Consider the following 12,836-nt stretch of genomic DNA (forward strand, 5'->3'; position numbering starts at 1 on the left):
GAGAGCAGAGAACAGGGAGAGCTGGCGGGGAAAAGCGGCTGCTGAATGTCTGGGCATCCTTTTTCGTGGAAAGAATAGATAGCAACAGGCCTCAGCAAGCGGTATAGCCAGTGAAACCACGGGCTGTCAGGGGGCTAGTCTATGACCATGGAAGGGTGTCCTCCTTGTCCTCATCATCATTGACAGATCAGAAATCACAGGTATATTCACAGCTGGGCAGGTACGGGAATGCAGAGATTGCAGGGTTCCCCCGGAAGCGCATCCGCCGCGCAGCCAAGGAGTGGGGGCGAATGCTGCTCCTGATGGCGGTTACCGGAGGGCTGTATATGTGGCGCGGCGGAGAATCGCTCCTGCTGCTGCTGACAGCTGGCGGAGTGGTTATGTCCGGCGGCCTGCTGATGCAGCTCTGCGGTCCCCGGAGAGTTAGTGTCCAGCGCACGATTGCTCCTGCGCGTCTGTCTGCGGGGGATGACGCTATTGTGGAGGTTCAGATTTCTTTTAACGCCAGAATCCCGCTGCCCTGGATGATTGTTACAGATTATTGGAGCGGGGGCAGCCATCAGGAGCTGTTGTTTCCCGGCTTCCGGCGCTCCTTCAAATATTCGTATGAGCTGCTGTCTGTCCCAAGAGGCGTGCATCAGCTTCATGGGTGCAGTGTAACCTGGGGAGATCTGCCGGGGCTGTTCACAGGCGGCTGCCAGCCGGGCGGCAAGGCAGGCTTCAAGGTGCTGCCAAGAGCTCTATATATGGGCGCAGCAGTGCCGGATACCGGCTTGCTTTCCGGAGACCGTGCATCCGGGCGGGGGAACCATAGCAGCCCGCAAGCAGCGGATATCCGTGATTATGCACCGGGTGATCCGTTCAGCCGGATTCACTGGAAGAGCAGCGCCCGTAAAGGCAATCTGCAGAGCAGAGTGCCGGAACGTGAAGCGGGGCAGATGACCTGCATCGTGCTTGCGAGCAGTCCGGCGGATTATGAGATTCCCGGTGGTGCGCATGTTCCCCGCAGCCAGCGGAGGTCGGTGATCCCGGCCTTTGAACAGGCGGTATCGGCTACTATGGGGCTGCTGCTCTTTGCCGAGCGCTCCGGCAGCTACATCCAGCTCTTCAGCGGCGGCTGGCCGGAAGGGATGGCTAGGCATGAGGGGCTGGGCCAGATTCCCGGGAGGGTCCGGGATCTGCTTACAGAGATTGCTCCCTCCGGCTCACAGAGTCTCAGCAGACTGCTGGAGGATGCGTCACAGAGCTGGATCCCCGGGATGACGGTATCCGTCATTACCGGCCGGCTGGAGGAGGAGTCGGCGAGAACGCTGGCCCGCTTCCTGGTTCAGGGAATCAGGGTGGAACTGTATTATGTCTGGGACCAGCCTTCTCCGAGCCGGACTCCCGGTAATCCTGTACGGAGTCCCGCCAGAGCAGCGGGTACAATGCCGGAGCTGTCCAGCAGCGGCAGGCTGGCACCGGAGGACTGGGCAACATCGGGGCATGATCCCGCGGTGTACGGGGACAGCAGACTGCCTGCCTCGGATACGATTGCAGGAAGTCTAATGCGGCTTGGAGCGAGGATTCACTGTCTGAGCAATGCTGCTCCTGCACAAGGGTACAAGGGGGCGGAGCCTGATGGATTCCCGGATAACTCCACCTCCTGCTAGAGTGAGTGCGGATGGCGCCAGTCCGAAGGGCTCAACCCACAGCAGGCAGCGCTGCTACGGAAGCATCATGTTTACAGCGGCAGGGATACAGGAATCAGAACTTGCAGAGAACAGCACCGCAGGTAAAAGAGAGGACAGCCCCCTGTATTATCGCGGCCTGTTCTCTTTGGCAATTATGGGCGTCTTTGGTCTGTGGCTGCTGCCGCTCTACAGATTGTCTGCGGCAGCGGACCATACACAGCTCCTGCGGCTCCTGATGCTCTCTGCAGCAGCACTTCTCGCATGGGGCTGTCTGCTGTTGCCCCGTCTTGTACAGGCAAGCGGTCAGTTTCTGCTAATCTTCATGACCTGGTATGGCCTCTGTGCTGCTGCGGGAGGCGGGGGCGGGTGGCTGAAGGTCTATGCCATGGAGAAAAGCGGACAGGATGCCCTGCTGCTGTTCTCCGGCCGGATCTCCGCCTTAAGCGAGGACAGCAGACTGCTGATTCTGGTTCTGGGCTGGGGACTGCTGGTGTCCTCTGTCCAGCAACTCGCGCTGTACAGGGGAAGTATTGCGTTGTTCACCGGTGTAACGCTGGTGTATCTGCTGGTGCTGGATATGGGCTATGCCGTTAATACTTCCGGGGATGTCCTGGTGACGGCGGGACTGATCCTGTGGCTGCGGGCCTTCAGCGGCCTGCTCCACCTGCAAGAACGGACAGGAAGGCAGGTTCTTCCTTACGCCCGCTGGGGAGCCGGGGCGTTATCGGCGGCTGTGCTGGTAACGCTGGCCGCCTGGATAGCCGGGCAAGGGCTGGGCGCACGCCCGGCTGCCCCGGTTACACTGCAGCCGGTGCTGGACAAGCTGGAGCACTGGGCTGCGGCGCAAAGGCCGGAGGAGACAGGCGTACCCGGCACCGGCAGCACCGGCTACAGTATGGAGGACAGAGAGCTTGGCATGCCCTTGACACCCAGCGCGGAGGCGGCCTTCACGGTCACTGCGTCCCGTCCCTACTACTCGCGGGGGGAGAGCATGGCGTATTATGACGGCCGCCGCTGGATCAGGAGCGGAGCCGCGTATTCAGCGCTGAATCTGCCCCGCCTATCCGGGGCGGTGCCCGCTCTGGCGAATGCTTCATCCGCCGGGGGCCAGACATTTATCCAGCGGATTCAGCTCGCTTCGCCTTCCACCGGAGGTGTGCCGCTGTTCAGCGCAGGCGCGATAACAGACGTACAGAACATCCGGCTTGCAGACGGAAGCCAGCTGGGTTACGTGCTGACTAGCCCTGACAGGCTCAGCTTCCGCCTGCCGGAAGTCTACGGCTCCGCAGGGGTTACGGAGTATACTGTCAAGTCTGTTCTGCCGCCAAGTGATCCGGCAGCGCTGCGGAAGCTGAAGGGGAGTGATCCTGACGGGGTCCGCAGCCAGTATTTGCAGCTCCCCGCTGCTCTGCCGCCCAGAGTACGTGCACTGGCCGGCGATCTTACCACTGCTGCGGCGAGCCGTTACGATGCCGCCGTAGCTATAGCCGGCTATCTTCAGGACGGCTACACCTATTCGCTGAAGACCCGTGTGCCGCCGTCCGGTGCCGATTTCACCGATGATTTCCTGTTCGGGACCCGTCAGGGCTATTGTGTGCATTTTGCCACTGCGATGACGGTCCTGCTGCGCAGCAGCGGCATTCCGGCGCGGTACGTCCAGGGCTACGGCCCGGGAACCGCCGTGCCCGGCTCTGTGCCGCAGCGCTACAGCGTGACCGGCGGCGATGCCCACGCCTGGGTCGAGGTCTATTTCCCCGGCGCGGGCTGGGTCCCCTTCGACCCCACGCCCTCCGCCGCTGCCCTCGGCGCGGCTGCTACGGACCCGGCTGCGGCCTCCGCGCTGCCGGACACCCGCCGCTCCGCTGCGCTGCACGCGGACGCGCTCACTGCCGCCCTGCCGCAGGCGGGCGGCCCGGACCGTGCGCCGCTCGCGCTGGCGGCGCTGGTGCTGGCTGCCGCCCTCCGCTGGCGGCGCAGCCTGGCCCTGCTGCCGGCCGTGCGCCGCGCCGGCAGGCTTGGCCGTGAGCGGCAGCTGCGCGCCGCCGCTCTGGCCTGGTATGGGCTGGCGGCGCGGTATGGGCCGCCGCTGCCCGGGGTTACCGCCAGGGAGTATGCAGACTCCCTGGCTATCGAGGACGGGCGGCTGCGCGCCGCCGTCCGGGGGTTTGTACGCCAGTGGGAGACCCTGGCGTATGGCGGCGCCGGAGGCGGCGTGCCCTTGCCGGCGTCGGGCTCCTCTGGAGACGCCGCCCCCTCTACGCCTTCCGCGCCTATGTCGCCCTCGTCGCCACCCAATGCTGCCGATGCCAAGGACGAAGAGGCTTTCATGGCCCGGTGCCTGATGATCACCTTCCATCTAACCTGATCCAGAAGCGGCGTCCCTGCATTTGCAGCGGACGTCTTTGTGACGGCTAAGCTTGCCGCTCCAAATGTAATCGAAAAACCGACCACATTTAGCGCTGCATGGGCACGAGGGCCAAATGTAATCGAAAAACCGACTACATTCGGCGCTGCGTGGGCACGAGGAGCAAATGTAATCGAAAAACCGACTACATTCGGCGTTGCGCGGGCACGAGGGCCAAATGTAATCGAAAAACCGATCACAATGGGCGACGTTGGTATTATCCCCTTCAAGTAGACACTCGTAAAAACCCTCATGTGTTAACATGAGGAAGTGAGTGACCATGGAGGGGATTTTGGTATGGCCAAAAAGGGACAAGTATTTCAATCGTACACAGAGGAATTCAAGAAAGAGGCTATTCAAGCCTATTGTACAGGAGGGAGAGCTATAAGGTCGTCTCCGACAGGTTGGGGATTGTGAACTGTACCCAGCTTAAAGTATGGGTAAAGAAATATCGGAATGGGGAGCCACTCCATACACCAAAAGGGGTAACAAGCCCCTTAAAAGGACGTCCACGATCTACATTTGCCAGTATAGAAGAAGAACGAGATTACTTAAAGGCACAGGTGGACTACTTAAAAAAGCGGTATCCAAATCTATAAAGGGAGGGAAGCTTGGACTACACGACAAATACGCCATCCTTGAAGAACTACGTGACCAACATGGCGTCACCCGCCTATTAGCCATTGCAGAGGTATCGCGGGCGAATTACTACAAGTGGCGAGGTACACAGGCTCGACGAATGGAGGCCCATGAGCAAGAGCACGCTATGAAAGAGCATATGGTGGCGATTCACCTGGCTCATCCCTATTTCGGGTACCCTCGAATGCAGGCAGCCCTGCGGGAGGCAGGCTACCTCGTCAACCACAAGAAGGTATGGCGGCTCATGAAAGAGCTATCGATCCAGTCCGTCATTCGCAAGAAAAGGCGTCGTGCGGGCTCTGCTCCTTCCGTGGTCTACCCGAACCGGTTAAAGCGTAAGTTTCATGCGACAGCCCCACAGCAGAAGCTAGTCACGGACATTACGTATATCTCAGACGGCACCCGCTTTTATTATCTGTCTGCGATTCAGGACCTCTTCAACAATGAAATTGTAGCTTGGCAGATCTCGGAGCGAAACGACGTAAACCTCGTCCTGGATACGGTTGAACAGTGGACGCGGAAAAGAGACGTGTCTGAGGCCGTGCTCCATTCGGACCAAGGCTTTCAGTACACGTCTCAGGCGTACAACACACGATTAGAGGCATTCGGCGTCAAGGGCAGCCACTCTCGCAAAGCAACCTGCCTGGATAACGCCTGCATCGAATCCTTCTTTTCGCATCTGAAGACAGAAAAGTTGTACCTTCACCAGTGTAAGTCAGAAGCAGAGATTCATCAAGCAGTTGAGGAGTATATCTACTTTTACAATTACCAACGTTTTCAGGCGAAACTGAAACAGCGCGCGCCGATTGAGTATCGGCACGCGCTGGCTGCTTAGCTTTTTTTATCTGTCTACTTGACAGGGGTATGACCACTGCGTGGGCACCTGGGGCAAATGTAATCGAAAAACCGACCATATTTAAATCCACGCTCCCCATGCCAGACACTATCCACCGCCAGCCCACGGCTACAATTCTTCTCTTTATCCCTATAACTTGGTGTCGGCTCCCGGCAGCGGTGAATCGGCAGACATTTGCTCATCTGCAGGTATTCAATACAGTCATAGCCACGAGCCTGTTTCCGCTACCTTTGCCCTGTGCAGGTATTCCCTCCATCCCAACCACAGCCAGCCCAAAACCTTGAAGCAGTGGGACCCCATTTCCTTGACGCTGAGAATTAACCATGAGTATAATGAATCCAATAATCAAGGGAGGCAAGTAATGAACAAGCCAAATGAAATGATCGTTGTTCTGGATTTCGGGGGACAGTATAACCAGCTTATCGCGCGCAGAATTCGTGACCTGGGGGTATACAGCGAGCTTCTGCCGTACAATACACCGATGGAGAAGATTAAGGCTTTATCGCCCAAAGGGATTGTATTCTCAGGCGGGCCAAGCAGTGTCTATGCGGAGAATGCACCACATGTAGACCCGGCGATTTACGAGCTCGGGCTGCCGATCTTCGGGATCTGCTATGGGATGCAACTGATGGCACAGCAGCAGGGAGGCAAGGTGGAACGCTCCGCCAAGCGTGAGTACGGCAAAGCAGATGTGGAATTCGCACCCAGCTCCGTGCTTGCAGCGGGCCTTGAGAGCAAGCAGACCGTATGGATGAGCCACGGGGACCATGTAGTGGAGCTTCCGGAGGGCTTTAAACTGGATGCCGGTACAGAGAGCGCGCCGATTGCAGCCATGAGTAATGATGAACGCAAATTCTTCGCCGTTCAGTTCCATCCTGAGGTACGCCACTCCGTGAAGGGGAATGAGATGATCTCGAACTTCCTGTACGAGGTCTGCGGCTGCGAGGGCAAATGGACGATGGAGTCGTTCATTGAGGATGCTGTTAAGGACATCCGTGATAAAGTCGGCGACCGGAAGGTGCTGTGCGCACTCAGCGGCGGCGTGGATTCCTCTGTTGTGGCGATGCTGATTCACCGTGCGATCGGCGATCAGCTGACTTGTATGTTCATCGACCACGGTCTTCTGCGTAAAGGTGAAGCGGAGAGCGTCATGGAGACTTTTGTCGGCAAGTTCGATATCCATGTTGTCAAAATCGACGCCCGTGACCGCTTCCTCGGCAAGCTGGCCGGTGTGTCCGATCCCGAACAGAAGCGTAAAATCATCGGCAACGAGTTCATCTACTGCTTCGACGAAGAATCGGCCAAGCTGGGTGACTTCGCGTTCCTGGCCCAGGGTACACTGTATACAGACATCGTAGAGAGCGGTACAGCTACAGCGCAGACGATCAAGTCGCACCACAATGTGGGCGGGCTGCCGGAAGATATGAAATTCAGTCTGATCGAGCCGCTGAACACTCTCTTCAAGGACGAAGTCCGGAAGCTGGGTGAAGAGCTGGGCATGCCGCATGCGATCGTATGGCGTCAGCCTTTCCCGGGTCCGGGTCTGGCGATTCGTGTGCTGGGTGAAGTGACCGAAGAGAAGCTGCAGATCGTCCGCGACTCCGACTATATTTTGCGTGAAGAGATCGCTAAGGCGGGTCTTGACCGTGAGATTTGGCAGTATTTCACTGCTCTCCCTAACATGAAGAGTGTTGGCGTAATGGGGGACGAGCGCACCTATTCCTACACCGTAGGCATTCGTGCCGTAACCTCCATCGATGGCATGACCGCCGACTGGGCACGTATCCCATGGGATGTACTGGAGAAAATCTCCGTGCGTATCGTCAACGAAGTTGATAACGTCAACCGTATCGTCTACGACATTACCTCGAAGCCGCCAGCAACCATCGAATGGGAATAGACATAGGTTGAAAATAAAAACTCTCTTCTACCGGCAGGCTTCTGCCAATAGAAGAGAGTTTTTTTATCCTTCTATTTCTCGCTGAAACGGTACCGTCCTTTAAAAGATCGTCAAAGCTGTTCCCGCTTTTATTTCTAAACGATTTTTTTAATATTTCTTTTTTGAAGAAAGTATGTAATGATGCCAAAGGCGGCACCTGCGGTACACCAGAGCAGAATATTAAACAGGCCGATGTCAATCTTCTCGCCAGCTAACGCCGGGAATAGGAACTCCATCAGGACGAACATAGTGAAGCCCCATTGGGCACCCGCTAAGAAAAACTTTTTCTTCAATGCTTTAATTGTTTTTTCATAATCTGCATTTATATCATATTCCGTTTCGGCAACTCCGGTTTTTCGGAGCCGGATAAGGATGTAGTAGGCTACGAACTGCTGCACAATGAAGAGAGCCATAGTTCCAAATGTAAATGTGTGGTTGATGTTATCCATAATTAAGCTGATGAGCATAAGACCAGACGTCAGATACAAGGCATGCATGCAGGCACCGGCAAGAATACGATGAATCTCTCCCCGCTGATACTCATCCCTTTCCTCTATATAGCCAACAAATGGCTTTAGCATTCTCTTCTCCATATTACTCAGCATTACTGTTTACCTCCCAGAAAAGTGTATTCAAATCAGAGTTCAGGGCCTTGGCCAGCTTAACGCACAAATCCAATGAAGGATTATACTTGTCATTCTCAATCAGATTGACCGTCTGCCGGGCAACTCCGACCTCCTTCGACAGGGCAAGCTGCGACAAACCGGAGCGTTTTCTGTATTCGGCAACCCTGTTCATATCGATTCCTCCTTGATAAAAAGTCATATATATATGACTAACTCTATGTTCATGGTACTCTCCATAAGTTTATATGTCAATTATATATGACAAAAAAGAACTCCAAAACCCTATATTAGGGTTTGGAGTTCTTCCCGCTTAGGCGGACTGCTACAAGCTCTTCAATTCATACACCTTCTCCAGCGTAGCCAGACACTCTGTCTTCTTGTCATCACTATCCGTATGAAGATACCCCTCCACCATCCTGTATCCGAACACGAGCAGGATGAATTCGTAGACGCAGTGGCCGGTAAGCGGGGCAATCTCTCCCGCATATTCCGTGAAGCCCCGGTAATAAGCAGGGACACACCGCTGATAGTATTCAATCATGTGATCAAGATCCGCCTCATCCGCAATCAGGCTGGCGATGTCCTCGCCGAGGTAGCCCCAGCCCGAGGTATCCCAATCGATCAGCGCGATGGTCCCGCCAGTATAGATGATGTTGGTTACCCAGAAGTCCCGGTGGCACAGTACAAGGGGCAATTTTTCAATCCGGGCAAAAATATCGTCCGACTGCTCGTCGATGTCGATGAGCATTTGCCGGATATGCTGCGGGAAGTCGCATTCCTCCGAACGGATATAGTCGTAGACGAGCGGCCAGGACCGGTAATGCAGATAGGTGTTCTTCATGAGATCTGCATGGCTCAGGTTGGTCAGACTCTGCAGCACTTCAGGCTGCGCTGCGTATAATTTGCCTTGATAGCGTCCCAGCTCCAGTGCCGCCTGTTCATACATATCACCGGTCAGGTTCAGGCCTGAGATGCCATCCATATATTCCAGCCATAATCTCATTTCATCCCCGGCTTCATTCATCTCAGCATGATAACACACCGGCCAGCGGAAGGATTCTGTGAAGGTTGCATCGAGTGGCGAAGCGTAGAGGTCATATTCCCGCCGCCAGGAATGCGGATCATCGTAACGTTCCCATTTCTTCTGGATTTTCAGCACAATACGGTACGGCAGCTGCTCTCCGTCAGCCGTTTCGGCTGTTCCGGTAACCAGCTGCACATCCCCCAAGGTCCCGCCATGTAGCTGTAACGTCTGGTAGTCAGCAGATGTAATCGTTGTTTTGAAAAGCGCACTTAGTGCAGTATATAACGCTTCAGTTGGAATCTTCATTTTTTTCGTCCTCCGTTTTTCTTCATTTGCTTACGCTGCATCGCAGCTGACTGATTCTGGGCATCCTTGTGCCTGAGATAGTGTGTTCTATTCTGAACGAACCGGTTCTCCTGCTGCTGGGCCTTGTAGCGCTCCCAGCGTTCATGCGTCAGGGAACCATCCGCCAGTGCGGCGAGCACCACACAGCCCGGCTCGGACTCATGGCGGCAGTCGCTGAACCGGCATCTGGTGAACAAGTCTTCTACATCCGCGAAGCCTGCAGAGATGCCTTCGTCGGCATCGAACAGCCCTAGTTCACGCATCCCTGGGGTATCGATCACCATTGCTCCCGAGGGGAGCATGAACAACTGACGGTGGGTCGTCGTATGCCGTCCCCGGCTGTCTTCCTCCCGGATCGAACTAACCTTCATGACATCCTGTTCCATCAGCGCATTAAGCAGCGACGATTTGCCGACCCCGGACATGCCGAGGAAGACGATAGTTGAACCTGGCTTGAGGTAGGCATCAAGCTCATGTAGACCGAGACCGTTGTGACTGCACACGGCGTGCACCGGAACATCCGGCATGCTCTGCCGGACTTCTGCCAGCGGTAGGCTGTAGTCTTCGGTGAGATCAGCCTTGGTCAGAATGACGACCGGCTGGCCGCCGCTCTGTCTGGCCTGGGTCAGGTACCGCATCATCCGGGTGACATTGAAATCCCAGTTCAGGGAAGACAGGATGAAGACATAATCGAAGTTGGCGGCCACGACCTGCTCCAGAATGGTTTTGGTATAGCCTGCGGCATGGCCGGAATAATTCGCCCGCGAGAACTTGGAACGGCGGGGGAGAAGCGTAACAATAAGCGAATCTCCGCTCTTATTCGGATGCAGCAGGACGAAATCCCCCACGCAAGGGAAGTCTTCACGCGATTCAGCACTATGATAGAATGTGCCTTTGAGTACAGCGGTTAGCTCACCCCGCTCTGTGATTACTGTGAAGCGCTCCCGCCGGAGCTCTGTAATTCTGCCGGGCAATAGCCCTGAAGGAATTTCCTCTATTTCTGTATATCCATAGGTTTTTAGATTAATCATGTTTTAGGTTTAGCTCCTTATGATGTTGTTTTGTGGACGCAAAAATGCCGCGGAACAGCAGCCTCTTAAAGAAGCTGCTGATCTGCGGCATCAAGATGCAAAGAAGATACGACCTTCATCGTACCCCGCAAACAGCAATATTCACGAAAGGTTACTTGGGATGGCATACCAAATAATACGGGGCTTTGCCCGATTTTTGTGAGAAGTATGCCTGCTATGCAGTTCTAAACTGAAACCACCATATAAGTAGTAGCCAATTAAAACATCCCCTTTCGGATAAGGAACTTGTAAGAAAATTGATTGCTTATTTCTAAGCAAATTCAGGTTAACATATTTTGGCGTGCGAATCCATGTAGAGTTTAATTATAATTAATTTAGTGCGGTTCTATCCGCATTTATACTGCAATGTTTGGGGGATTCTCCCTGAACCAAGCGGGATTTGTCATAAAAATGTTCAATTTACGAACATTTGTGCAAACCTGACGGGAAATGTTCGTATTTGCCATTGACAAGGCATGTCATCTCCCCCTAAAATGATAAAGCGCTACAGCAAATATATTCGTATAATTCCGGGGATCGGCCCGGAAGTCTCTACGAGGTCACCGTAATGACCTGGCTACGATTAAGAAGAGCAGCTTGTTCTGGGATGACCGGCGATTGTCCGGGATTCCGGGCAGCGATCTCTTTTTTCGGGCCGGTGTCTTCCCAGATGCCGGCTTCCTGTGTTGCTGTATTGGCACAACATACAACCTTAGGGGGAGAACCATTTGAACCGCTTTTTCAAACTGAAAGAGAACGGCACCACAGTACGTACAGAGATCATGGCCGGTATAACCACGTTTATGGCAATGGCTTATATTCTGTCGGTTAATCCAAACACCCTGACTGCCTTCGGCCGCATTGATATGGGCTGGTATTCTGTCTTCCTAGCTACAGCGCTGGCAGCAGGTATCTTCACCATTGCTATGGGATTATTCATTAACTTCCCGGTCGCTCTGGCACCTGGTATGGGCCTTAACGCATATTTCGCTTCCGTAGTCTTATCCTCTGCCACCACTGAACATGAGTTCACCTGGCAAATGGGTCTTACCGCTGTATTTATTTCCGGGATTATCTTCATCATCCTGACCATTACCCGGGTCCGGCAAATTCTGCTCACTGCCATTCCTGACAGCCTGAAGCATGCGATCACTGTCGGTATCGGGATGTTCATCACCATTATCGGCCTGAAGAACAGCGGACTGATGACCATTGGTGTGGAAGCCGGTAAAGACATCGCTGCTAACAAATTTACAGATGTACTGTCTTTTGAAACGGTAATTCATATGGGCAGTCTAGAAGATACGAATGTTCAACTCGTCATTATCGGCCTGCTTCTGATCTCCATCTTAATGGTACTGCGCGTTCGCGGCGCCATCCTGTTCGGAATTCTCGGTACTACCGTCGCTGCTATCCTGATGGGTGCTGTAGATTTCAGTACAATTAATGAATCGCAAGCACATTGGATTCCTGACTTCACACAGCTTAACTTCTGGGAATTCGACTGGGAAGGCATTATGCACACCGGTATCGTATCGGCGATTGCCACCTTTACCTTCGTGGAACTGTTCGATACCTTCGGTACGCTGGTAGGTACTGCTGAACGTGCCGGAATCATGAAGAACCCTGAAGAGGGCAAAAAGCGTGTCGGCAATGCTATGTTCGTAGATGCAGTAGCTGTTGCGGGCGGTGCGATGCTGGGGACTTCCACCACTACCGCTTATGTCGAGAGTGCAGCCGGTGTAGCTGAAGGCGGACGTACGGGTCTGACTGCAGTAACTACAGGGATCTGCTTCCTGCTTGCCTTGTTCCTGGCTCCGGTAGTCGCTCTGATCCCTGGTCCGGCCACAGCGGCAGCGCTGATTATTGTCGGTGTACTCATGGCTCAATCGATCCGTGAGATTGACTTCCAGGACATGGTGCTGGCAATTCCGGCCTTCCTGACCTTTGTAATCATGCCGTTTACGTATAACATTGCTAACGGGATCTCATTCGGGATTGTTACTTATGTTATTCTGGCTTGTGTAGCGAATATCGCCGGCAAGAAGAAATACGATATCCACTGGATGATGTGGGTTCTGGCGATTCTGATTATTCTGCGTTATGTTCTGATCGGCAGCCAAGGCTAATAAGCTCCACGGATTCTGACTTCCATTCTGCGGTCTCTTCATTATATGAAGAGGCCGTTTTCTTTTTGCTCTTGAAAGGGGGAAGCCGCCGAGAGAAGCTGGGTTTTACCCTTTTCATCAACCAATATTTA

8 protein-coding genes, 1 pseudogene and 1 riboswitch are annotated in these 12,836 nt (G+C 54.4%); of the genes and pseudogenes, 5 read left to right on the plus strand and 4 right to left on the minus strand.

Annotated features, from left to right (window positions below; genetic code table 11):
- Positions 1–179 precede the first annotated feature (179 nt).
- The 4 genes and pseudogenes from NYE24_RS23610 (at position 180) to guaA (ending at position 7,472) form a co-directional block, all read left to right on the plus strand.
- Positions 180–1,652, plus strand: a complete 1,473-nt coding sequence (locus tag NYE24_RS23610; protein WP_342476797.1) for a DUF58 domain-containing protein — start codon at positions 180–182, stop codon at positions 1,650–1,652.
- Positions 1,621–4,038 (plus strand): transglutaminase domain-containing protein, encoded by a 2,418-nt coding sequence (locus NYE24_RS23615; protein WP_342476798.1) that lies wholly within the window; start codon positions 1,621–1,623, stop codon positions 4,036–4,038. Before NYE24_RS23610 ends, NYE24_RS23615 begins: the two co-directional genes overlap by 32 nt.
- 336 nt (positions 4,039–4,374) lie before the next feature.
- Positions 4,375–5,551: pseudogene (locus NYE24_RS23620) on the plus strand (IS3 family transposase).
- Positions 5,552–5,933: 382 nt separating this feature from the next.
- Positions 5,934–7,472: a glutamine-hydrolyzing GMP synthase gene (gene guaA, locus NYE24_RS23625; RefSeq protein WP_036696906.1), complete on the plus strand. Its 1,539-nt coding sequence runs from the start codon at positions 5,934–5,936 to the stop codon at positions 7,470–7,472.
- A gap of 134 nt (positions 7,473–7,606) precedes the next feature.
- Here the strand turns inward: guaA and NYE24_RS23630 are convergent, their stop codons facing one another.
- From NYE24_RS23630 to rsgA, 4 genes are all read right to left on the minus strand, one after another.
- Positions 7,607–8,116: a DUF3278 domain-containing protein gene (locus tag NYE24_RS23630; RefSeq protein WP_342476799.1), complete on the minus strand. Its 510-nt coding sequence runs from the start codon at positions 8,114–8,116 to the stop codon at positions 7,607–7,609.
- Positions 8,106–8,309 (minus strand): helix-turn-helix transcriptional regulator, encoded by a 204-nt coding sequence (locus NYE24_RS23635; RefSeq protein WP_036696905.1) that lies wholly within the window; start codon positions 8,307–8,309, stop codon positions 8,106–8,108. The genes NYE24_RS23630 and NYE24_RS23635 overlap by 11 nt, the downstream gene beginning before the upstream one ends.
- A gap of 150 nt (positions 8,310–8,459) precedes the next feature.
- Complete coding sequence (locus NYE24_RS23640) at positions 8,460–9,467, minus strand: aminoglycoside phosphotransferase family protein (RefSeq protein ID WP_342476800.1); 1,008 nt, start codon at positions 9,465–9,467, stop codon at positions 8,460–8,462.
- A complete protein-coding gene (gene rsgA / locus NYE24_RS23645) occupies positions 9,464–10,537 on the minus strand; it encodes a ribosome small subunit-dependent GTPase A (RefSeq protein ID WP_083678148.1) in 1,074 nt (357 codons plus the stop codon). The genes NYE24_RS23640 and rsgA overlap by 4 nt, the downstream gene beginning before the upstream one ends.
- 539 nt (positions 10,538–11,076) lie before the next feature.
- Positions 11,077–11,176: riboswitch (purine riboswitch) on the plus strand.
- Positions 11,177–11,304: 128 nt separating this feature from the next.
- Here rsgA and NYE24_RS23650 point away from each other — a divergent pair.
- Positions 11,305–12,705, plus strand: a complete 1,401-nt coding sequence (locus tag NYE24_RS23650; protein WP_036696901.1) for an NCS2 family permease — start codon at positions 11,305–11,307, stop codon at positions 12,703–12,705.
- Positions 12,706–12,836: the final 131 nt, after the last annotated feature.

The organism is Paenibacillus sp. FSL H7-0350 (assembly GCF_038593195.1).
Classification (GTDB): Bacteria; Bacillota; Bacilli; order Paenibacillales; family Paenibacillaceae; genus Paenibacillus_AQ.

Bases quoted from the DNA above. Each gene is read 5' to 3' on its own strand.
- NYE24_RS23615 (WP_342476798.1), top strand. From the start codon at position 1,621: ATGGATTCCCGGATAACTCCACCTCCTGCTAGAGTGAGTGCGGATGGC.
- guaA (WP_036696906.1), top strand. From the start codon at position 5,934: ATGAACAAGCCAAATGAAATGATCGTTGTTCTGGATTTCGGGGGACAG.
- NYE24_RS23630 (WP_342476799.1), bottom strand. From the start codon at position 8,116: ATGCTGAGTAATATGGAGAAGAGAATGCTAAAGCCATTTGTTGGCTAT.
- NYE24_RS23635 (WP_036696905.1), bottom strand. From the start codon at position 8,309: ATGAACAGGGTTGCCGAATACAGAAAACGCTCCGGTTTGTCGCAGCTT.
- NYE24_RS23640 (WP_342476800.1), bottom strand. From the start codon at position 9,467: ATGAAGATTCCAACTGAAGCGTTATATACTGCACTAAGTGCGCTTTTC.
- rsgA (WP_083678148.1), bottom strand. From the start codon at position 10,537: ATGATTAATCTAAAAACCTATGGATATACAGAAATAGAGGAAATTCCT.